Annotated in this window: 16 protein-coding genes and 1 riboswitch; of the genes, 8 read left to right on the forward strand and 8 right to left on the reverse strand. The window is 28.1% G+C overall.

Going from position 1 to position 23,788, the window contains the following annotated elements; all coding sequences use genetic code 11:
* Entirely contained in the window at nt 1-2,085 is a 2,085-nt protein-coding gene (locus CLJU_RS07130; RefSeq protein ID WP_013238118.1) for a hypothetical protein, read from the forward strand.
* A gap of 14 nt (nt 2,086-2,099) precedes the next feature.
* Here the strand turns inward: CLJU_RS07130 and CLJU_RS07135 are convergent, their stop codons facing one another.
* Genes CLJU_RS07135 through dndB form a run of 5 tightly spaced genes read right to left on the reverse strand, consistent with a single transcriptional unit; the run spans nt 2,100 to nt 8,544 of the window.
* Nucleotides 2,100-3,290: a cysteine desulfurase family protein gene (locus tag CLJU_RS07135; RefSeq protein WP_013238119.1), complete on the reverse strand. Its 1,191-nt coding sequence runs from the start codon at nt 3,288-3,290 to the stop codon at nt 2,100-2,102.
* Nucleotides 3,287-3,676 (reverse strand): DndE family protein, encoded by a 390-nt coding sequence (locus CLJU_RS07140; protein ID WP_013238120.1) that lies wholly within the window; start codon nt 3,674-3,676, stop codon nt 3,287-3,289. The genes CLJU_RS07135 and CLJU_RS07140 overlap by 4 nt, the downstream gene beginning before the upstream one ends.
* Nucleotides 3,677-3,678: 2 nt before the next feature.
* Nucleotides 3,679-5,838 (reverse strand): DNA sulfur modification protein DndD, encoded by a 2,160-nt coding sequence (dndD, locus tag CLJU_RS07145; RefSeq protein ID WP_013238121.1) that lies wholly within the window; start codon nt 5,836-5,838, stop codon nt 3,679-3,681.
* The gene (gene dndC, locus CLJU_RS07150) at nt 5,828-7,456 is read right to left on the reverse strand and encodes a DNA phosphorothioation system sulfurtransferase DndC (protein ID WP_013238122.1); all 1,629 of its coding nucleotides are present in this window, start codon (nt 7,454-7,456) and stop codon (nt 5,828-5,830) included. The genes dndD and dndC overlap by 11 nt, the downstream gene beginning before the upstream one ends.
* Before the next feature lie 2 nt (nt 7,457-7,458).
* Nucleotides 7,459-8,544, reverse strand: a complete 1,086-nt coding sequence (gene dndB, locus CLJU_RS07155; RefSeq protein ID WP_013238123.1) for a DNA sulfur modification protein DndB — start codon at nt 8,542-8,544, stop codon at nt 7,459-7,461.
* Nucleotides 8,545-8,869: 325 nt separating this feature from the next.
* Here dndB and CLJU_RS07160 point away from each other — a divergent pair, with 325 nt between their 5' ends.
* The 3 genes from CLJU_RS07160 to CLJU_RS07170 all read left to right on the forward strand — a co-directional run bounded on the left by CLJU_RS07160 (nt 8,870) and on the right by CLJU_RS07170 (nt 11,131).
* Nucleotides 8,870-9,532: a hypothetical protein gene (locus tag CLJU_RS07160; protein WP_013238124.1), complete on the forward strand. Its 663-nt coding sequence runs from the start codon at nt 8,870-8,872 to the stop codon at nt 9,530-9,532.
* Between the two features lie 149 nt (nt 9,533-9,681).
* Entirely contained in the window at nt 9,682-9,864 is a 183-nt protein-coding gene (locus CLJU_RS07165) for a hypothetical protein (RefSeq protein WP_013238125.1), read from the forward strand.
* 1,057 nt (nt 9,865-10,921) lie between these two features.
* The gene (locus tag CLJU_RS07170) at nt 10,922-11,131 is read left to right on the forward strand and encodes a hypothetical protein (RefSeq protein ID WP_013238127.1); all 210 of its coding nucleotides are present in this window, start codon (nt 10,922-10,924) and stop codon (nt 11,129-11,131) included.
* 98 nt (nt 11,132-11,229) lie between these two features.
* Here the strand turns inward: CLJU_RS07170 and CLJU_RS07175 are convergent, their stop codons facing one another.
* Nucleotides 11,230-11,715, reverse strand: coding sequence for a low molecular weight protein-tyrosine-phosphatase (locus CLJU_RS07175; protein ID WP_013238128.1), 486 nt, complete (start codon nt 11,713-11,715; stop codon nt 11,230-11,232).
* Between the two features lie 227 nt (nt 11,716-11,942).
* On the opposite strand from CLJU_RS07175, the gene CLJU_RS07180 reads away from it, so the two are divergent.
* The 3 genes from CLJU_RS07180 (at nt 11,943) to CLJU_RS07190 (ending at nt 18,876) form a co-directional block, all read left to right on the forward strand.
* Nucleotides 11,943-13,259 (forward strand): L-cysteine desulfidase family protein, encoded by a 1,317-nt coding sequence (locus CLJU_RS07180; RefSeq protein ID WP_013238129.1) that lies wholly within the window; start codon nt 11,943-11,945, stop codon nt 13,257-13,259.
* A gap of 213 nt (nt 13,260-13,472) precedes the next feature.
* A complete protein-coding gene (locus CLJU_RS07185; protein WP_013238130.1) occupies nt 13,473-15,446 on the forward strand; it encodes an EAL domain-containing protein in 1,974 nt (657 codons plus the stop codon).
* 163 nt (nt 15,447-15,609) lie between these two features.
* Entirely contained in the window at nt 15,610-18,876 is a 3,267-nt protein-coding gene (locus CLJU_RS07190) for an SNF2 helicase associated domain-containing protein (protein WP_013238131.1), read from the forward strand.
* Nucleotides 18,877-19,147: 271 nt separating this feature from the next.
* Here the strand turns inward: CLJU_RS07190 and CLJU_RS07195 are convergent, their stop codons facing one another.
* The gene (locus CLJU_RS07195; RefSeq protein WP_013238132.1) at nt 19,148-20,461 is read right to left on the reverse strand and encodes a VanW family protein; all 1,314 of its coding nucleotides are present in this window, start codon (nt 20,459-20,461) and stop codon (nt 19,148-19,150) included.
* Between the two features lie 181 nt (nt 20,462-20,642).
* A riboswitch (cyclic di-GMP riboswitch) is annotated at nt 20,643-20,726 on the reverse strand.
* Between the two features lie 488 nt (nt 20,727-21,214).
* Here CLJU_RS07195 and CLJU_RS07200 point away from each other — a divergent pair.
* Nucleotides 21,215-21,919 carry a helix-turn-helix domain-containing protein gene (locus tag CLJU_RS07200; RefSeq protein ID WP_242825700.1) on the forward strand — a complete coding sequence of 235 codons (705 nt, stop codon included), beginning with the start codon at nt 21,215-21,217 and terminating at the stop codon, nt 21,917-21,919.
* Between the two features lie 111 nt (nt 21,920-22,030).
* On the opposite strand, the gene CLJU_RS07205 is transcribed toward CLJU_RS07200, so the two are convergent.
* Nucleotides 22,031-23,767, reverse strand: a complete 1,737-nt coding sequence (locus CLJU_RS07205; protein WP_013238135.1) for an NADH-dependent [FeFe] hydrogenase, group A6 — start codon at nt 23,765-23,767, stop codon at nt 22,031-22,033.
* Between the last annotated feature and the right edge of the window lie 21 nt (nt 23,768-23,788).

Consider the following 23,788-nt stretch of genomic DNA (forward strand, 5'->3'; position numbering starts at 1 on the left):
ATGAATAGAGAAATTAACAATTTAATAATTAGTGTAAGTGTTATGGATAATAATAAATTAATAAATAAAATAGTAAAAAATTCTTTTGTAGCTTTTCAAGGAAATGAATTATATATGGATACTTGTTCTGATAAGTATATAATAGTAAAGGATCATATAAAGCCTGAAATAGTATATTATATTGAATTAGCTTTCAAAGATAACGGTGCATTAATTAATTATATATCTGAGTTGAATATTGATAAATATAGTTTACTTACTAGTTTAAAAAGTATTAAAGAAATAGATAATATTAAAATTATAGTGGATAACTTTTCTAATACGATACTTGTTAGCAGTTATCAAAAACTATATATTCTAGAAAATTTATTGAGATTAGCTATAGTAAATGAGTTAATTAATGAGTACAAAGATAATTTTAAAAATTACATTAGATATATAGAACACTATGAAGAAAAAAGAAAATACTTGCCGAACAAATTAAATAATATATTACAAAGAACAGATTTTAATAGCTTTTTAAAATATATAGAAAGTAATAATTTGGGTGGAAATGAGAGCAATAGATATAAAGAAGTTATTGAAGATAAAGAAAAATTGAAAGAACTAAGAGATAAAGATATTTTTAACAATATAAAGAATGTTATTGGAGGTAATTGTGCATTTAATCATGTTAAAGAAACAATATTACATTTTAGAAACTTTATTGCACACAATAAAGTGATAGAAGATGATTTATTTGAAAAGAATTGTGTAGGTGTTATTGATAAAATAAATCAAGAAATAATAAATACTTATATGAGTAATAGTGTGTTTAACAAATTGAATTTTAATGAAAATTCTATAATTAATGGAACATTGTTACTAATTGAAAAAGAATTATGTGGAATATATGAACAAAAAATATACTTCATGAAAATTTTATTAGAATTAAATATAATATCTGATATAAATATTGAAAATGAAATGCTAGTTGGTGAGAATAACGAGTATAAATTTAGATTTTATAAACTAGAAATGTGTAGCAATTTATATGTGTTATACATTGAAAAGTTAATGCCTTCACATAATAGTAATATAGACATGGAGAAGCTGATTAAATACATATCAAAGGACTCTTTAGATATATATTATATATTTGATTTCTCATCAAATTCCTATAATAAATGCTTATATAAAGAGTTTAATTTTTTTGAAAATGGTCTTAGGGCGTATTTGTCGGTTTTAGATATTAATAAAGATAAATCTTTTGTTGAAGGTGAAGGTGTATCAGCAAATGAAAATCAAAGAAAAAAAATATTAAAAAAAGATAAGGAAAGGTTATTTTTAAAAGAAAGTAGTTTAAAAGCTTCAAATTTGATTAACAACGAATTTTTTGAGGAAGATACTGGGAAGCTAAGAACTTATTTAACAAATTCATTAGATAGAAATAATAATACAAATACCACTATTAAAGGACTAATTGATAAATATATTTCTAATGGAAATGGAATTGCATTAAAGGAAAAACTTTTTACTGTAATGGAATGGGATACAAATTTGCAAATAATAAATAATGAATGGGAAACAATTGAAACGTTTAGAAATATTGTTGCTCATAATAATATTATATTTAATTGTGAATATAAAAACATAAGTAGCACAATGATTAATGTGAATAAAGCTATAATAAGTTCTTTCATAGGATTACTAAATCAATTTTATGGATTAGCTATCAATATTGATATAAATAAGCAAAAATTAAAAATTAATTGGAAAAATAATAATGATGGAAAAACTGAGATAGAGTATGAGGATGTGAATTGTATGAGTGAAGATTCACAGTATAAAGCGTTAATAATTTACATAGATACTGTTTTTAGATTAAATTTGAACAAGAATATAATCTTTTTTAATAATGAAGTATTAAACGATGTTATTGGAAACAAAGATGTGGTTGATCCATATACAAAAGAAAATTTTATTAATGGAATACAAGAAATATTTAAAAATATATTAATAACTGAAGGACAAAATAATAGACATTATTTAGAAAATCAAATAGATCAAATTATGACACAAATTGAATACAAGTGGAACAATTAATTTTCAAGGCAAGGTCAAAATGACCCTGCCTTAATATCTTGAATAGTTGATAACTTGGATAATGTAAGCCTTGTAAAACTGGAACTCTTATTTTGAATTCCAATTTCTTTAATAACATAGGAAGGTTCTCCAATCCCACAAGCTGATCCTGAAGAAATAGCAACTTTATCTGCTATATTTTTAATAAATATATCGTTAGTAATCTCAGGAATAAGCATTCCAATAACTCCAGGAATATGATGCTCTGGATCACCTAAAAATTCAATTCCGGGATATTTTTCAGTAAGCATTTTTTTAGTTTCAATTTCCAATTTAGAGATTTTCTTAATATATTTATTCATATCTTTCTTTGCAATTTCACAAGCTTTACCAAAGCCTACAATGTTATGTACAGCAGAAGTTCCAGCTCTATAACCATTTTCCTGAAGGCCACCATGTATCAATGAAGTCATTTTAAAATCTGATAAACCATTTTGTCTTACAAAGGCAGATCCAACACCTTTAGGTCCATAAATTTTATGAGCTGACATGGAAAGAAAATCTACCGGAAGTTTCTTTACATCAATATCAATTTTGCCTAAAACTTGTGTAGCATCTGAATGAAATAATATTCCTTTTTCTTTAGCGATAGAACATAAACCTTCAATATCATTTAATGAACCAATTTCATTATTACCCCACATAAAGGAGGCGAGGATAGTATTATCTTTAATTGCATTTTTGAAGCTATCTTTTTCAACTTGTGCATACTTATTTACTGGAAGAAAAGTAACCTCATAGCCTCTGTCAATTTTTTTTGTAGTAGATTTTTTCTTTAAAAATTGATTTGCAACTGATTTTTCTGATTTGTTCCAGAATACATCACCATTTAAAAATTTACATGTTTGAAGCACTGATTTATGTTCAACTGTTGATGTAATTATGTGATTTCCGCTTTCTTCGTAATGCTTTTTATAATCAGCTACACCTTTTATTATAAAGTTATTACTTTCTGATGCACCGCCAGTAAAAATTATTTCTTTAGGTTTAGCGTTTATCAAAGCTGCAACTTGTTCTCTAGCTTTTTCTACAGCATTATGAGCATTTACAGCTAGAGTATAGTATCTGCTAGAAGGATTACCATATTCCTCTTTTAAATATGGCAGCATTGCATCTAATACTTCAGGATCAACAGGGGTAGTTGCGCTGTTATCTAAATATATCATAAGTTAGCATCTCCTTTATTTAAGGCATTTCTTAAGAACTTTTCTAAATTACCACCTGAATATTTGTATCGGTTTAATAAAAGTTCAGCACCTCTATCCATGTGAAGTTTCATATAATGTGGATAGTATTCATCATCATCAATATTACGATTAAGGTTGACTTCAATAAGAGCTTTAAATATTGCATCAAATTCGCCTGTAACTGTTGATCTTTGAAGTTCAAGACCATCTATATCATTATTTTCATAATCGTCAATTGAAGTTTTATCTTTTAATGATAAAGAAACTGCTATTTTACTAAGAGCAAATGGTTTAAGGTTTGAGCTTTTACCTATTTCTTCAAAAATTTCTTTTGTTTTTTTTGATGTTTTTAATCTAAATCCCATAATTACACCTCAAAATATCCATTTTTAACTTCAGTTTTACGTAGTCCTGAATTATATAGCAGTAAGTATTCATCACAAACGTAAGGTTTTACAAGCTTATACAACTCACCATCAATTTCTTTATTAGTTGAAAGTATAATTACTTGCTTACTTATATTTGGAAAATAAGTAGTGGCTAATGAATTTCTATGTGTTTCATCAATACGAGCATAAGGAGTATCTATTATAAATGGTATTTCAACTCCTGAACTTTTAATTATTGCCCATATCAAGCAAAGTATATAAATTTGCTTTTCGCCATTAGAAAAATCATTTAAATTAATTTTAGTACTTAGACTAATGTAATTAAATGAAATATCGTTAATTACTTTTAATTCAAGTTCTTTGTTTGTTTTAACATTATAATATTTTAATAAGTCTTCTAAGAATTTGTGACCATATTTTTTCCCTAAGGCATCAAATCCAAGATTTTTAATTACATTCAAAATTTCACTACTAGTATAGTATTTATTTATATATAAAGTAGTATTAAAGTTATCGTCAATTACAATGCTATTTACATAATTTTCTTTCCTAATTATGGTGGTAAATATTTTTAAGAACTCATCTTGAATTAATTTAATTTTATCTTTAGTTAAGTTAGTAAGGAGTTCGTTTAAATATTGAATAAGCTGTGATGACATATCTAAAACATGTATATTTTGAAGTAAAGTAGTGTATTCATTTCTTGCTCTAGTAAGGTGATATTCTTTATTTTGCAATTCACCTTGTTTTGAATCTATAGAGGATTTTTTAACAGCAATATTACTTTGTACATTACTTATATCTTCATTAATTAAATGTATTTTTTCTAAATAGTTATTTAGTGTATCATCAGAAACCGAAGAGGCTAATTTATCCTTCAAATTTTTTAAATTAGTTCCTATTTTAGATACTCTGGTAAATTTTTCAAATACCCTTTTAGCTAAATCATTTTTTGAGGTTAGAATATTATCAATAGTATGGTTTATAGTATTTTTTTGTTCATATGACAATTCCAATATGGTAGCTACATTTTTTAACTCAGATGTATTGAACATATTATTTAGTAAATCAACTGCAATCTCAGTATATGTATCTTCATTTATTTTGTTATGTAGATGATTGCTAAGAACGTTTTTTACAATATCTGCAGATAATTTCCCCTTTACAGAATTGTAAGAGTTTAACGAATCTTCTCTTTCAATTTGAATTTTTGTTTCTTCTAAAAGATCTGCAACTAATAAGAAGGGGAGAGTATCATTACAAAAGTCTTTTATATTTTGATTCAAATTAGTTCTTTCAGTTTCTAGTTTAGCTATTTCTGAATTTATAACAGCTTTTTCTCCTTCTAAAAGTCCTCCACTATTTTTAAAATTATCCTCTACTTGATTTCTTTTAATTAGTAGATTATCTAAATGCTCTTCATCTAAAATTAATGACTTTTTTAAATCATCAATTTCATTTTTTAGTCCTTTTACAGTAGAAGAGAGCAAATCAAAATTACTTTGAACTTCTTCAAGCTTTGCATTAGATTTTGATTTAGCTCTTTGGTGAGTTAATAAATGTTTTTTTAGCACTTCAAAGGTATCGTAATTAAATAATTCAAGTACCGATTCTTTTAAATTAGAATTTGCATTTTTCCCAGTGAAGAAATCGCTTAATTCTTCGCCATCAAAAAAGAAAAAGTCAAATAGAGATGGTGGAAGTACAGATTTTAAATATTTATCAAAATATAATTTATCTTCATCATTTAATTCAGAATTATTTAGATAAACATTAAATTCTTCATGTATTTTTTGATTTACATATTTCCATGAACGTTTTAAATAGTATTCTTTTATTTCAGTACCATCTTTAAAGGAAAGGCTCAGTCCTAAAAAACATTCTATGTTTTCATTTTTAAATGCATTATCATTTATATTATTTTTAATTTTGGTTTGATAATTATGATTTTGACCAAGATATCCATAAGTAATAGGACCATAAATACACAATTTAATTGCTTCAAATAATGTTGATTTACCAGCTCCATTTTCTCCACCAATTAAAACAATATTTTTATTATCTTTAGGAGTAAAAGTGAAAGTAGTTTCATCTTCGTAAGATCTAAAGTTTTTTAATGTTATGCTGTTAATTATCATTTTCTATCTCCTCAAAAATTGCTTTATGCAAGTGCCTTTGATTAAGAATTTTATTAATTGATTTATCTAAAATAGATTTATTAATAAAGTGTTTATATTTATCTGTTTCAATTAGCAGCTTATTAATTAAATCTTGATCAATATTGTACTTAGTAGATAAATTTGATATTTCATCAATAGTTTTTTTATCAAACATAGGTTTTTTATAATCATCCCATGGAAGTTTTTTTCCCATGATTTCATTATATAGATCAACTAATGTCCTATGAGTTAAATCCTCTTCATCATCCCAAATTTTATCAATGGCTTCTAATTCTTCTTTAGTAATAAGATCAATTTCATATTCTTCGTTAATTAGTTTTTGCAATTTTAAAAGTTTCTTTAATATTTCTTGTCTAGCTATAAAATTAAAAGGTCCATATCCAAGTATATTTATAAAGTTACCCTTATCATCATGTTGAATTTTGGATTTATCTAAAGTAACGTCATTAGAATCATTAATGCTTAAAATTGGAAGTAATTCTAAATAAATTTTATCTTTGTCTTCAGAAACATATTTATTTCCTTTGTCTATTTCAGATTGACAGTTCTTTAGATCTATATAAGCTTCACCATTGGCGTTAGCAAAAATACAATCTGGATTAATAACATTATTATTTAACAAAGGTAATTTGTCTAAGTACAATTTTTTATAATAGTGGTTTCCATCTCTTCTATAGTGCATTCTATATTCATGCCTGTTACGAATACTTATGATCCATTCTCTAAAATCAAGTAGAGGTTGAAGCCAAGTCTCACCGTTTTCAATAAATCCAGTTAAGGACTTATCTTTACTTACAACTGTGCAAATCCAGCAGCCAAATCTAGAATTTCCACAAGATGGAGTTTCTTTGTCATTTGTGGTAGTGAAAGGACATTCGCCACCATCTGCTCCTGAATATAGTGAGAATAAGTCATTATTACTAGTACCCCAGGGTGTAGCACCATTATTAGAAAGAAGAATACCCCACACATCATCTGTAGTTAATTCAACTATTGGATTGTATACATAAGTATTAGTAAGTGTAGCATGAGGAGTTAAAATGTAACCTTCAATTTCTCTGTTTCTAATTCGTATACCTCTTGCTATACTTTCAGATTTTCTAACACCTAAAAGAACAACAACTTCTCCATTTTCCTTTACTTTTTCTTGAATAAAATTGTTGGAAGGTTTTATTTTAAGCTTTTCAGTACACCATCTAAATCTAATTGAGGTTGGTGTAGGAAGTCCCTTTCCAATTATATTAATCCAGTATGTATTATTATAATCAGGATGAACCATATGAGTATATAAAGGAATATTTTCTTTTCTTGCACCTTCATTTATTAAAATAGAGTTTTGTTTTAGATATCCTAAAACAATTGGGTTTTCTATCAGTGTATCAGAAGAAACAACATAAACATTTTTAAACCTTTCTTCTGGAGATAATTGCATAAGCATTGTAAAGACTAATTGGACAACAGTAGTACTGTCTTTACCACCACTATATCCTATAATCCAAGGTCTTTTATCATTTTTATATACCATTTTCATTTCTTCGAGAATATCATTTACTTTATTCTGTAATTCTTTGTTCATAATCAGCCTTCCTTTTTACAGTCTTTTTCTAGCTTAAGTTCCTCACTACTTAAAGAAAGACCGAGTTTCATTTTTATTAAATTATTTGTAAGTCTAACATAAGTAGCACTTTTAACAATTCTGCCATTAGGACCAATTACTCTATACTGCCAATCTTCAAGGTTAGTTCTGTGCCAATCTATGTTTTTTATATTAGAAAGAACTTGTTCCCAGTCATTAGGATTACTTTTATATAAGTAATTTCCTACCAAGCCTAAGGCTTCAAGAACAACACCATTAGAACTAATATAATCACTTCTGAAAAGATGAGGATTAGTATCTTTGTTAAATACGAATTTCCATTCTTTCATGTTTTGGCATAACACATCCCAAAATTCATTTACAAAAGCAGAGGCTTTAACATCTTTAACATTTAATTTGTTTAATAGTTTTTTATTAGTCTCGTTTATACTGCTTAAAGTAAATAATTTTGGTGAGAATTTTGATAAAGAAGGATTTTCTTTATCAGTAAAATGTTTTAAATATTGATTTTTTTCTAATAAAGATTTTGTAATCATTGCAATGGGATCTCTAGAATCATATAAAATTCCTATGGATTTAGATACATTAACAGCATGCTTATTTAAGTCTGCAAATATCTGTTGACTACGTTTCAAACCTTCATCTATAAATAAAACAACTGATATAGTTTCATCACCAATTATTGGATCAACTTTTAATGCTTCTTCAATAGCAGCACGTCTGTGCTGTCCATCATTTATGAGTAAACGACTATCCATAGCTACTTTAAGATTACCTATTTTCTCATCAAAATTTTTATCAATTGGTGAAAATTCGAAATCACCATCGATTGAGGCGGTTAATGATGAAAATACATAGTCTTTTGGATTATTAACAATATATGCTGCCATTTCTGGTATACGAGCTTTGTTTAAAATTCTTTGAGCTCTATGTTCTGGTGGTAAATCATCATCATTAAATGTAAAAAGTTTTGATAATATTTTTAGAGGACACATTATAATAAAAAAGTCTCTAGTTGCTTGTTTTCCTTTAATTGCTGGGAATGTATAATAGAAATTGTTGTTCATAATATTCCTCCTACGTACGTATATATGACTATTTTTATTATATTACGTGCGTAGTAAAAAGTAAAGAAATTATTATATAAAACAGAACAAAAGTTTGATGAATATTAATAAAATCTAAAACCAAAATGGTAAGCTTTTTTATTAGTGCTTTTTATGTAAATAAAAATGAATTATTTTTGATTTAAATAATTAAAAATTTACAGGTTAAATTTTGGTGCTTATGATAATTTTTAATATATTGTGTTAAAATTTAGTAATACATATAAAGGAAAAATGGTGTTTTTGTTGAATTAATTATATGAATAATTAAAAGGAGGTATGTAAAATGTTTAATTATAAGAAATCTAGACGAATAAATATGTTTCTTATTTTAATTCTGTCATTAATATTTTTGAGTATAGTAATGATTTTAAGCTATCATAATAAAAAGGATAGTTTGATAGAACCAATTGCTACAATTATAGCTTCTATAATAGCTGTATTAGGTGTTATGAAAACTATAGATAACAATAATAAAAGTAATCAAAAAATGAGAATTACTCAGGTTATTACAAAAAGCAGAATTGATTGGATGCAACTTATAAGAAAATTTATACATGGATATATAGAATATTTGAATGAATTAGTATATAGTAACGATTCTTGCGAAAAAGATAAAATTGTAACAAAGTTATTTACATCAAGAGATAAGATAATATCTTATTTGAATCCTGAAATAGAAGAAACTAGTCCTGATTATGATATTTTAAAATGTTTAGGTTATTACAATTATGATAAATATATTATGATGATTAAAAATTGTAATGTAGATGAAATTAAAAATCATAAGAGAAATTTAATTAAAATTACTAGATGCTATTTTAAATCAGAATGGGAGAGAGCTAAAGAGGAAGGATATGCAGGAAAAATTTTAAATAACAAAGAAAGTAAAAAATTATTTGTTGAAAAGTATAATAAATATAGTAACAAATATAAACAAGAACTTTGATGCTAAGGAACTTTTATAAAGGGATTGGACCCCATAAGAAAAATTTAAGTAATATAAACAAGCATTTTGCTATAAAAAATTATTATCATAAAGTCTGTAAGTTCAATAAGTTAATGTAATACTGAGAGATGAAGAGAGGTGTGAAAATTATGGAGCAAATAAATACTAAAAAGTTTGCAAATGATTTTTGTAATATGATTAATAGTATTTTTAATAAATTTAAGTATGTGGGTGATTGGAATTGGGGAAATCCTGAGGGTCAAGTAAAAGGATTATCTACTTATGAAGTTATATCAGATAAATATGGTACAGTATATGGTGTACACTTGTAGAATGAATTAATTCAGGAACTAGAATTCCCAATAGAAAAGGGATAGTTGCAACATTTCCAGCAAAAAGAAAACAATCATTAGGACATATTGTTGAAATTACTATACCTTACGAATTTAAAAGAATTTATAATACTAGAGCATATACAGACGGAAAGAAGATAGAGATTAGAAATTATGGAAAGTTAATAGTTGGGCGTACAGGAATAAAGAAGTCTGATTTTTTCAATTTTATGCATGAAAATTAAATTGCTCTGATTTTTCAGATCAGATAGTTAAGTTTACTCATATTTTAGATAATTTTAAAAAGCAGTATCGTTAGAACAGGCTTAGGCAGGGTTTTGCAAATACCTCCGACAGGCTGTACGAAAATAAAAGCAAGCTCATACAAGCCTTCACAAGAAACCTTGAGGGCGTTAACAATTTGTTAGCCAAATTTACTTTGTAAAAAATAAGGAAAAGAAAGTTAAAGAAGAAATTAAAAATATAGTAGTTAAGATAGAAAATGAAATTATTGAATTTGGTATAGAAAACATTGTGTTTACTAAATATATATATGAGTATTAATAAAATTATAAATACAAGACTAAAAAGCAATGATGATGTACAGGAATATAAGCTTGCTACGGGTTTTAACATTGAACCTCCGTTATTAGACAATTATCTTAATGTGCTATATACAGTATAATCAAATCCATAATAAGAAAGTGTTGTAAGACAAGATTAATAAGTAAAATAAATGTATCTTCAAAAAATATATTTATTTTTATAAAAAGTTTGATATAATATAAATAAGAAATGCTTAGTGCTGGTAACACTAAGCATCCTTAGAACGTTTATTTTGTTTTAGGGCTATTGGATAAATTTATATATTAAATTTGAGAGAGTGAAGCACTAATCTTTGGAGGATGGGTGCTTTTTCTCTTTGCCATTAATTTCCATGTAAATCCCAAGAAACTTTATCTCAATAAGAAACTTAGAGCATATTAAATGAGTAAATGGATTTTGTAAGTATTATATGATATAATTCTCTTAATTTTAATTGGGAGGATGATCTGGTTTGAACAATGAAGAAAAAATATTGAAGTTGCTAGAGAATATGCAATCTCAAGTTAATGAAAATACTCAGGTACTTAAAGCTCTTGAACATAAAGTAGATATCATAAAAGCTGAACAAGATAATATGAAACATGAATTGACTCGCATATCTGAAGATACAAAATCAATAAAAAACCTATGCTGTAACAACAATTTTAGCATAGGTTTCTAAATTATTTCAATGAAAATAATATAGAAACATATTTAAAAATATTATTATGTGCTAGAATGTTTAACAGGGAAAATAGAAGAGAATTTACTTCACCCCTGTTATATCAAGGATGAAGCATTTTTATATGAAGCTTTATCTGATATGTATTTTAAAAGAGCTTCACAGCCTATTTTTATATCATCATAGGTATCATCGAAATTACCTGTGTACCAGGGATCTGCAATGTCCCCTGGAGTATCTGAAAAATCAAGAAGCTTTGTAACCTTGTTTTCAGAATCTTGTCCAATTATTCTTAGAATATTTTTTATATTATAGCTGTCCATTCCTATGATATAATCATACTTTTTGTAATCCAATTTGGTTAGTTGAATGGCATATTTTCCATCTGTTGAAATACCAAATTTAGAAAGCTTGTCTTTTGTTCCCCTATGAACAGGATTGCCGATCTCTTCGGTGCTTGTTGCAGAGGATACTATAAAGAAGTTATCTTCAAGTCCATGTTTTTTGACCATATCTTTTAATACAAATTCAGCCATAGGTGAGCGACATATGTTGCCGTGACATACAAACATTATTCTAATCATATATTATACCTCATTTAAATAATATTTTTGTTTTCAATTGACATAACAAATAAATTATATCATGCTTTTATTATGCAGACAAAATCAAGGCTAAGCCTGTAACAAATGGGTGTCTGAATATAGCTTCATAGGCTTTTACTATAGGATATATCTTAGACATAGTATACTTTGTAAAAGTGAATTTAAATCTTCCATAATAATTATATAAATTTAAGGAGAAGATGTTTATGCATGAATTAACACAATTAATTAAAGATGACATGAAGCCTGCATTAGGAGTGACAGAACCAGGTGCAATTGCCTTTGCAGTAGCAAAAGCAAAAAGTTATACAAAAGGCAATGTGATAAAAATAAATGTGGCAATGAACAGTGGCATGTATAAGAATGCCTTTACCTGCGGAATACCAAACAGCAGCGAGGTTGGCAATGTCTTTGCTGCAGCACTGGGTTACGTGGCAGGAGATGCAAAAAAAGGCCTTGAAGCATTGGAAAATGTAACAGAGAAGGACAATATAGAAGCCCGTAAACTTGTAAAATCTGGTGCTGTCACAGTTGAACTCAGTGGAATTACAAGTAAAATATTTATAGAAGCTGCAGTTATTACTGAAAGTGATACAGCCGTTGTTACTATAGAGGATTCTCATACAAATATAACAAAGATTACTGTAAATGGAAAAAAAGAAATGGAACAAAAAGGTAAAAAAGAAGATGACGATAATGAGCTGTCAAAAGAAGTATTTGATATACATAAATATACGCTTCAGCAATTATACAATTATATTACAACTGTTGATGTTAAAGAAATAAGTTTTATAGAAGAAGCTTATAAAGTTAATCTTAAATTATATGGTGAAGGATTAAAGAACCCTAGAACAACATTTGCCAGACATCTTCTGAAAAACAATGGAGGAAAGGAAATTTCTAAAGATGAACAGTCTACTGCATCTTTACTTTGCAATGCGGCAATTGAAGCTCGTGTAATTGGTTTGGATAAGCCAGCAATGAGTATTACAGGTTCTGGTGCCCATGGAATTATAGCTACCATGCCTTTATATGCAGCTTATAAAGTAAATGGTTATACAAAAGAACAGCTACTTCGTGCTACTGCACTTAGTTATTTAGTTTGCATGTATATCAAAGAATACTCTGGAAAGCTTTCGGCCTTTTGTGGCTGCGCAATAGCAGCAGGCTCTGGAATGGCATGTGCATTGGTATATTTGAGAGGGGGAACTGTAGATACTATGGCCCATGTGCTGAACAATATGGCCAGCAGTATTACTGGTATGATATGTGATGGTGGAAATCAGGGATGTACCATGAAAGGAATTGTTGCTGTAGATGCTGCCTATAAAGCTGTAGATTTTGCAATGGACGGCACATATATTGATGATGTACACGGTATTAATGGTAAAACTCCTGAAGAAACAATGAAGAATATGGGCTGTATTGCATCTCCAGGGATGGTTGGTACCGAAAAAACCATTGTAGAGATTCTTGAAAACAAAAGAAAGATTAATTCAAGTCGGATAAATGACGTGATATAATAAGGTAAGGTTTTGAACAGGCTATCACTGAAGGTCTATATAAGAATGGGAAAACTGTAAGAAATAATAGATTGACTAAATATACAACCCAAATATATTATATATTTGAGTTGTATGTGAATTGTTATAATTGTATGTTAAAGAAGATGAAATAGCTTAAAAAAGTAATTAATAAGTTTAAAATATGAATTATTGTATTTAACGGGAGAAATTATGATAAAAAAGATAATTAATAGAATTAGAAAAAATTTTTTTGCTCAGGTTATTTCAAAAAATCCAAAGTTACAAATTATATTTAATAGTGTTATAATGTTAGCTTTGACAATATTTCTAATATTTACGTTTATTTCTTATAAAACACTTAAAGATAGTTACAACAATGAAACTAATATGTACCAAAATGGATATTTAACTTCTGATTATGCAAATAAAATCAATGAGGATATTTGGAGTATACGATTATACGCACTGTATTCAGTTAATGATTATATGGATATGAAAGATAAGGTAGATGAATATGAAAAAGATGTTGAAGAAAATATTAATAAATATACCACACTTCACGATTTAACTAATGAAGAAAAAGATTTAGTTGTTCAATTTAAAGAATCAAATAAGAAATATTCAAATAGATTAAATGAATTGCTTGGAAAGCTAAAAGAATCTAAAACTATTACCAATGATGAAAAGAAAGAAATAATGGATTTAGGAGATAGAAGAATTGAACTAAGCAAAGAAATGTTAAATTATTCAGACCAATATATAAAAAGTTTAAGTGATAAAAATGAAACTATAAAGGAAATCACCTTACGGACAATAATTGCTATTAATTTTGCAATGATACTTTTGTTTAGTTTAATGATGTTTGTGGTTACTAAAATAAGTAAAAAGATGGATTACTATGCATTTCATAATTGTGTTACTGACCTTCCAAATAAGAATTATGTATTAAACACATTAGTTAAAGAAATTCCTAAAATAAAAACCTATTCCATATTAATAAGTTTGGATATGGATAATTTTAAAGCTGTAAATGATACGTTAGGTCATATTTCAGGTGATGAATTTTTAAAACAGGCAGGGAGAAGATTTAAGAAGGTAATGCATATTCAAGACTACATTTGTCATAATGGAGGCGATGAGTTTTTATTTTTAATAAGGTCTGTTAAGAATAAAGATGAAGCAGAGGTAATGCTTAGGGAAATTTTAAATGTATTTAAAAAGCCTTTTAATATTTATGGAAAAAATGTTGATTATGTGACTGCAAGCCTGGGCGTGGCAGTTATTCCTAAAGACGGAAATAATTTTGAAACTTTGTACGAGCATGCAGATGATGCTATGTATGAATCTAAAAGAATAGGCAAGCATGTATATAGCTTTTATAACGACGCTATAAATGTTGGTATATATGAAGAGACAATAAAGAAAAAGGCAATAGAAGATGGGATTAAAAATGGTGAGTTTAAAGTTTTTTATCAACCTAAAATTTCAAAACATGGTGAGGTATTAGGTGCGGAAGCGCTTGTAAGATGGATTAAAGAGGATAATAAGATTATACCTCCTTCAGAATTTATTGATTTTGCAGAAAGAGAAGGGCTTATAAAATATATAGGAAAATCAGTTATTGTTGAGGTATGCAAGAATGTATCAAATTGGATTGATAAAGGTTATAAAAATTTTAAAATAGCTGTAAATTTATCTACAGAACAGCTCATTGACAGTAAACTATGTGACAACTTACTGGAAATAATAGAAGGGTTTAAAGTGCCTTTTGAGTATATAGAATTTGAAGTTACAGAAACAACAGTAGCGAAGAATTTTGATGAAGCTGTAAACAATATAAATAAAATAAGAGCTAATGGAATCAAAATAAGTCTGGATGATTTTGGAACTGGGTACTCATCATTAAATTATTTAAAAAATATGCCCATAGATGTTATTAAAATTGATAAGTCCTTTGTTGATGATATAACGTCAAATGAAGCAAGTGTGGTAATGGTTAATACAATTATCTCATTATCTCATTACTTTGGATATGAAGTTGTGGCAGAAGGAGTAGAGGCAATAGAACAAATAGAAAATTTAAAAAGCTTAGGATGTGATATATTCCAAGGATATTATTATGGAAAACCAATGGAAGATACAAATTTTGAAAATGGATTCTTAAAGCTGGATAATATCAAGTGATTAACATTTTCTACTATCATTTTTTTAATAAAAAACCTATGCTTTAACAACAGTTTTAGTATAGGTTTTACAATTATTTTAATAAAAATAATTTAGAAATATGTTTAAAAATATTATTATGTGCTAGAATGTTTAACAGTGATATAAACAGGAGTGAATAAATTTGTTTGAATTAAATGAGGGTATAATAAAAGACAGTTTAAATTTTGAAACGTATGAAAAAGGTATTACATGTTATGAAAATGATCAAGTAGAAAACCTGAGTGTAAGTACTCAAGAAGAATTAGGGTGGAAAAAAACTACTATTGAAGGAAAAGTTAAGTCTTCTTCACAAATGCCTATAAAATATAATGTAAAAATAATATATCCAAATATTAATGAAAATATAAGTTGTCATTGTGACTGCAAGGCATATTATAATTATAATGCTCCATGTAAGCATATAGCTGCAGTGCTTATAAAATATGCTCGAGAAAAGAATAAATCAGGGATGAAGAAAAATAGTAAATTAATTCAACAATTAAAGAAAAGTCTAATATCCTCTAAGACAAAGATGGAAACTAGGACTTTAAACCTGCAGTGTAAACTTCAATTTAATATTAGCCGCAGAGAAAGTGAAGCTTTTTTAGAATTAAAGGTGGGAGAAGAAAAGCTCTATGTAGTAAAGAATATGAAGAGTTTTTTAGAGGCAGTTATAGAACATAATGAGCTGGAGTTTGGCAAAAGTTTTACATATAACTCATATTTACACAGGTTTAAGGATGAAGACAAATTTATTTTGAGTATGCTTAAAGATCTATATGAAATAGATAGGGCTACAGAGGACATGGTAATGTATGGTTATCATTACAACAAAACACCGAGATTTTTAAGTGGAAAAAAGGCAAGGCTTACGGAAAGTAACCTAAAAAAATTTCTTGATAATATAGGAGAAACAGCTATAGATTTAGTCATAAATGATGATAACTACAGTGAAGTTAAAGTGGTAAGAGAAAATTTCCCTTTAGAATTTAAATTAGACAGCAAGGAAAATAGTATAATTTTATCTCAAATCTCAAAGTTGCCTAAAGCTTTAGTCAAAAGTGGAAATTATTTTTATTATAATAACAAGATATATATGCCCACAAATGAACAGGTAAGGGTGTATAAGGCACTTTACAATACTTTTATTGAACAAAAAAACTCTGAAATTACTTTTCAGCAAAGTGAAAGTGAAGAAATAGCTTCTTATATAATTCCAGCCTTAAAAAAGATAGGCACAAAGGTAACAGTGAATGACAGTATTAAAGAGAAATTTTATGAAGAACCTTTAAAGCCCTGTCTTTATTTTGATAAGGATAAAGATGCTGTAGTTTGTGATGTAATATTTAAATATGGGGATATAGATATAAACCCCTTAAAGGATGATGAGGCAAGGAAAGATGATGAGAAGGTATTGGTTAGAGATATTGAGGAAGAAGCAGCTATAGTAGATACCTTGACTGCCTTTCAATTTGAAAAGGGAAAATCTAATTTTATTTTAGAGGATGAAGATAAAATTTTAGATTTTGTTAGAGAAGGCCTGGAAAAACTTCAGGAATCCGCAGAAATTTACTATTCGGATGCTTTTAAAGATATAAGAATTTATACAGCTAAAAGCTATAAATCCAACATAAGATTAAATGATGAGGATCTTTTAGAATTTACCTTTAATATTGATGGTGTAAATAGAGAAGAGTTAAAGCACATATTTGATGCATTAAAACAAAAGAAGAAATATTACAGACTTAAAAATGGAGGCTTTATTCCTCTGCAAGCTGGAGAACTTCAAAATATGTCGGATATGATAGATTATTTGAACATCAAGCCTTCAGATCTTGAAAAGGATCAAATAGTTCTTTCTAAATATAATTCTATTTATATAGATACAAGTCTTAAGGAAAATAATATAACTTTTGTACAAAGAAATAAGAAGTTTAGAGAACTTATAAATAATATAAAGGATATTGGTGACATTGATTATACAATTCCAGAAAAACTGGATAATATTATGAGAGGTTATCAAAAGTTTGGATTTAAGTGGTTTAAAACTCTTTCAAGCTGCGGCTTTGGAGGCATTTTAGCAGATGAAATGGGCCTTGGAAAAACCCTTCAGGCTATAGCTTTTGTAAAATCAGAGGTAGATGAAAATGAGGAAAAGCAGCCTTCTTTGGTGGTGTGTCCTACATCCTTAGTGTACAATTGGGAAAGTGAAATAAATAAATTTCAATCGGATTTAAAATGTTTAGTTGTATCAGGCAGCAGGGATGCAAGAGAAAGTCAGTTAAAAGAGATGAATGAGGCGGACATAATTATAACTTCCTATGCACTTATTAAAAGAGATATAGAAGAATATAAAGCTATAAAATTTAGACACTGCTTTTTAGATGAAGCTCAAAATATAAAAAATCCTAATTCTTTAAATGCCCAAAGTGTAAAATCCATTAAAGCCGGCAGCTATTTTGCACTAACAGGAACCCCTATTGAAAATTCTATTACAGAATTATGGTCAATTTTTGATTTTATCATGCCGGGATACTTGTTAAGTCATGGGAAGTTTAGTCAAAAATATGAAATGCCTATTATAAAAAATGCTGATAAAAAAGCTTTAGAGGAATTGAATAAACATATTAGACCTTTTATTCTTAGAAGGCTTAAGAAGGATGTCATAAAAGAACTTCCACCTAAAATTGAACATAATATGGTGATAGATATGACAGAGGATCAAAAGAAGGTATACGCAGCTTACCTTGGGCAAGCTAAAGAGGAATTGAATAATGAAATAAGAGATAAAGGCATTAATAAAAGCAAAATAAAGATACTTTCTATAATCACGAGACTTAGACAAATATGTTGTGACCCCTCTACTTTTATAGAAAACTATGAAAGTGATAATGGAAAAATGGAAGCTCTTATGGGTATAGTACAAAATAGTGTAAATGATGGGCATAAAATATTGCTATTTTCTCAATTTACCTCTGTACTTAAAAATATTGGAGATATGTTCAAAAATGAAAATATAAAGTATATGTACCTTGATGGCAGCGTAAAAGCAGAAAAACGAGGAGAAATGGTCAGAGAGTTTAATGAAGGTCAAATCCCTATATTTTTAATATCCCTTAAAGCTGGTGGAACAGGACTAAACCTAACTTCTGCGGATATAGTGATTCATTATGACCCCTGGTGGAATCCAGCAGTAGAAAATCAGGCTTCAGACAGGGCTCATAGAATTGGACAGAAGAAAACTGTAGAGGTTATTAGACTTATTGCTAAGGGAACTATAGAAGAGAAAATACACAAAATACAGGATAAGAAGAAAGAAATAATAAACAATGTTATAGAAGAAAATACTGGAGAAGAAATTTTACTTTCCAATATGGAAGAGAAGGATATTGAGGAGCTTTTCAGTTGAATAAAGATATATCATCCTTTTGTTTGTTTGGTTACTTACAATAATAAAACATTTTGATGGGGCTTTTTATATCTTAAATTTTTCCATTTAACTTATAGAACTCATGTTAAATAATAAAAATTCTGGTGCCTAACTAAGTGGCATCAGAATTTTTTAAATTCAATTAAGCTATTGGCATGTAATCATAGCAAGCTCATGCAGGCTTTCACAGGACCCCCTGGAAGGTTGTTAACAAAGGACTATTTGCTAAAGGTTTTCTTTACTATATATACTATTTTATGTAGTTATCAGTATTTATCCATTTTGTTGAAGTTTCTTTTCCATCTTCATAAGTGACTAAGTAGACTTTTGCAATTGTAGCTTTGCCATTACTTGCTTTATCAACCTTGTTTATAAGATTATAAATTTTATTATTTAACTTTGAATTGGAATAGATATTAATCACCAAATTTTTATTTTTAGTTAAACATTCTATATAAATTGGGAAATCAAGTGTATTCTTAAATTTATAATCTATGTGCCCATAATCTACAGTTGCATCCATTCCAAGACCAACGTAAGTAACAGGTATGTTATGGTGTTCCCTTTCTGTAGGTACTATACCACATCTTACTACAGCATTGTGCAAAGTTGTTGATACTTGACATACACCACCACCTAAACCTGGCTGAAGTTTATTACCTACAATTATTTTTGAAGATTTATATCCATTTTCTTTAGTTCTTTTTCCAACAATTTTATTGAAACTAAATATTTCACCTGGCATTATAGTAGTACCATTTAAGGTTTTAGCAGCAACTTCAATATTATTTGATCTGTTGTCATCAGAAGATGAAAAATTAGTTGAAAAGCTTGATATTTTTGTATTAATATTTACTAAACTTGATTTCTTTATTTTAGGTGCTACTTTTCTTATTGTACCAGAAATGTATACATCGTTCATATTTTTATTGTTAATTTTTTTGTCAATATCATTAAAAAGTTTATCCCTATCAACTTCTTGTCCATCTTTTTCTAAATCAATTTTAAATTTATCATCTTCATCTTTAGTTATACTGGCGTTTACTGGTGCCCTATTAAGTTCATTTTCAATTTTTGATATAGTGTTATTTATTTCTTTTTTATTGTAGCTGTATTTTAAATTAAATTGTTTTCCGTTTTTACTTTTTATATTTTTATATTTATTATGAGTATTTCCACATTTTCCATATTTAAAAGCATCTTGTACAACGTCATCTAAATTGTACTTGATATTGAGTTTTGAATAATTTATTGTATAAACTTTATCTTGTACTTTAATTATTATATTCTTTTTAAATATTTGATTTACATATTTACGTTTTAAAGTATCTATAGCTTCATCTTTAGTCTTACCACCTAAATTTATGCCTTCAACTTTAACTCCTGGATATATGAGATTATCATATCTTGTAACTAAAAAATGTATCCATAATGAATGTATTATATAGGTTAATATAGAAAGTATAATTAATGATCTTGTCATCTTCTTTTTATTTATTTTTAACTTTCGTTTTAATTTTCGTTTTTTTGGTATAATTTGATTTCTGTCTATGGGTTGTATCATTTAGTAAAATGCCTCCTACTGAAGAGAATTCTTACAAGCTCAATTCTTTATTTATTGTTTTGTAATTATTACATACAAAGTTTGCTCAATTATTAAAAGTGATTTTTATAATTCAAGTTTATTTTGCTTCACCACCTACTGATTACTATTTTTTTGCATAAAAAAACAGCCACATATAACATATATAGCTGGCCGGTTGCACTATTAACTCCAAATTTCCAAAGTGCCCAATTAGAAGAAATTTTTCATAGTTTCCCATATTTTCTACGGTATATATATTCTTGATTTTTCTTACATAACACTACATTAAAGATAGTACCATATTTATGTCTTAAAGTAAATAATTACTTACTAATTTGTAATATAAAAATAAAAAAACTTAAAACTTTTGTAAAATTATAGCATAAAAATTAATTTATGTCGATTAAGTAAAATATTTTTAGGCAAAAAAAGAAAATATGGCAAGCAGATTGATAAATCTAAACATATAAAAGTCTTTTGACAACTAAATAGTGCAATGTTAACATTATAGATAAGCTAAACCATTATGTTAAATTATGGATAAAAATAGAGGGCTTATACTGAGTTCAATTCAAAACAGATTAAAAATAAGGAGTTTTATATGATACTATAATATAGCTAAAGATGTATATGAAAAAGTTGATAAAATTTACGAAGGTGTCAATAATTATTTAAATTAAGAGAGAAAAATGAAAAAGATTTTAATATGGATGGTAATAATGAATAGTAGGGGTGGTTGTATTGTTTTCAGATAAGTTAAAAAGATATAGAAGAGATTTAGGACTTACACAAAGGGATTTAGGTAGGAAATTAGATTTATCAAAAGCAACTATAGGCCAGCTAGAGACTGGTTTAAAGGAACCCTCTAGGATATTACTTGAAAAAATATATAAAATTAGTGGCAAAAACATGAATTGGTGGCTTGATAAAAATGAACAATTTAAATTTAACCAAACATTTAAATATACCATTTATCCAGCTAATAAATACAAAGCTATTTTTCCCATATTATTTTCAGCTATTTTTTCGGCAGTGTTAATATTTGCATTAACTGATAGGTCTAATACTTTAGAAGTATGTATTATATTTATTGCAGTACTCTTATGCTTAATGTGTACTGCCTACTACACTGTGTTAGCCTACTATTTATTTAAAAATAAAATTTATATTACTATAGAAGACAAATATATAGAAATAAAAAAAATTTCTACAACAAAAAGGGTGAACATAGCAAACATAACAGAAATAGAGTTTACGGTACGTTCTAGAGGTAGTTACCCAATGGTAGTAATTAAGTGTGATAATAGTACAAAGTATTACTATAAGGATTTATATTTTCCTCAGTCATGGTTTGCTAAGAAAGATATTAATAGTATGGTAGACAACTTGAAGAAGAGTAACGAAAATATATGGGTTATTGGACGAGGCAATATGTAAGGGTAAGGTAGGTGTTAGCAATGGTAATAATCGGATAAAAATAGTTCCTCCTGGAATTAGTATTTATTTTAATGCAGCAATTCAGGAGGATTTCAATATTTAAAGATAAAGTTACAACTTTTGCCTTTTTATATAATGGGTGTGAAGGAGATCATGAGCTTTTTTTCCGCCTACATCTCCAATAAATTCTTTATATAGAGCTTGAACTTCAGGATTTTCATGAGATTTTCTAAGCGGTTTGTTTCTATCTTCTCTGTATAAAGCTTCCATTCTTTTCTTTACGATATCTAAATTTCCAAAGTGATATGGCTGACCTCCTCCGTCAATACATCCTCCGGGACAGGCCATTATTTCTATAGCATGATATTTTGATTCACCAGATTCTATTTCCTCAAGAAGTTTTCTTGCATTACCAAGACCGTGAGCTACGCCAATGTTTATCTCTTTACCATCAATATTTATACTGGCTTCTTTAAGTCCGTCAAGTCCTCTTACACCATGAAATTCTACTTCTTTTAAAGTCTCTCCAGTAATCCATTCATAAGCAGTTCTAAGAGCCGCTTCAATTACACCACCGGTAGTTCCGAATATTACAGAGGCACCTGTGGATTCTCCAAGTGGATTATCAAAATCTTCATCAGGAAGTTTGTTAAAATCTATTCCTGCTTCCATTATCATATCTGCAAGCTCTCTTGTGGTAACTACAAGATCAACATTTTTATGACCTTCATATTGAAGCTCTTTTCTGCTTATTTCATATTTTTTTGCAATACATGGCATAACTGAAACTACTACAATTTTAGATGGATCAATATTTAATTTTTCTGCCATATATGTTTTAGCTAAAGTACCAAACATTATGTGTGGAGACTTACAAGTTGAAGGTATATCTAAAAGATCAGGAAATTGATGTTCTATAAATTTAACCCAGCTGGGACAGCAGCTTGTGAGTATTGGAAGTCTTCCACCATTTTGAAGTCTATCTATAAATTCATGAGCTTCTTCTAAAATAGTTACATCTGCTGCAAAATCAGTATCACATACTTTATCAAAGCCCAGTCTTCTAAGAGCAGATACCATTTTACCAGTTACAATAGTTCCTGGTTCCATACCGAATTTTTCACCTAAAGTAACTCTTATAGCAGGGGCAGTTTGAACTACTACATATTTATCAGGATCAGTTAGTACTTCCCATACTTTGGCTACATTACTAACTTGAGTTAATGCAGCAGTTGGACATACTGATACACATTGACCACAAAATGTGCATTGTGTGTCAACCATAGGACGACCAAATGCAGGGGATACTACAGTTTCGAAGCCTCTATCTACTGCAGAGTAAACCTGACAGGTTTGAACTTCATTGCACATGGTTTCGCATCGTCTGCACATTATGCACTTATCCAGATTTCTATATAAAGCACCACTTGAGGAATCTTTTTTATAATTAGACATAGCACCTTTATATCTTATTTTTCTTATACCTAATTCAGCAGCAATTAATTGAAGCTGGCATTGGGTATTTTTTTCACATACAAGGCAGTCAGTAGGGTGGTCTGACAATAAAAGTTCTACCATAGTACGTCTTGCTTTTATAGCTCTGGCGCTGTTTGTTCTAACTATCATACCTTCGAAAGCTTCTGTAGAACATGAAGGTGCAAGATTTCGTCTACCTTCAATTTCAACAAGACAGACTCTGCAGGAGGAAGTTCTATTTACCATTTTTATATCGTGAAGATCAAGATAGCAGAGAGTAGGTATATTTATGTTTACTTTTTTTGCAGCGTTTAAAATTGTAGTGCCTTCTGGTACAGAAACTTTTATATCGTTTATAGTTAAATTTACCATTTTTACAAACTCCTTTCTTTA

Source organism: Clostridium ljungdahlii DSM 13528 (assembly GCF_000143685.1).
In the GTDB taxonomy this organism is placed as follows: Bacteria; Bacillota; Clostridia; order Clostridiales; family Clostridiaceae; genus Clostridium_B; species Clostridium_B ljungdahlii.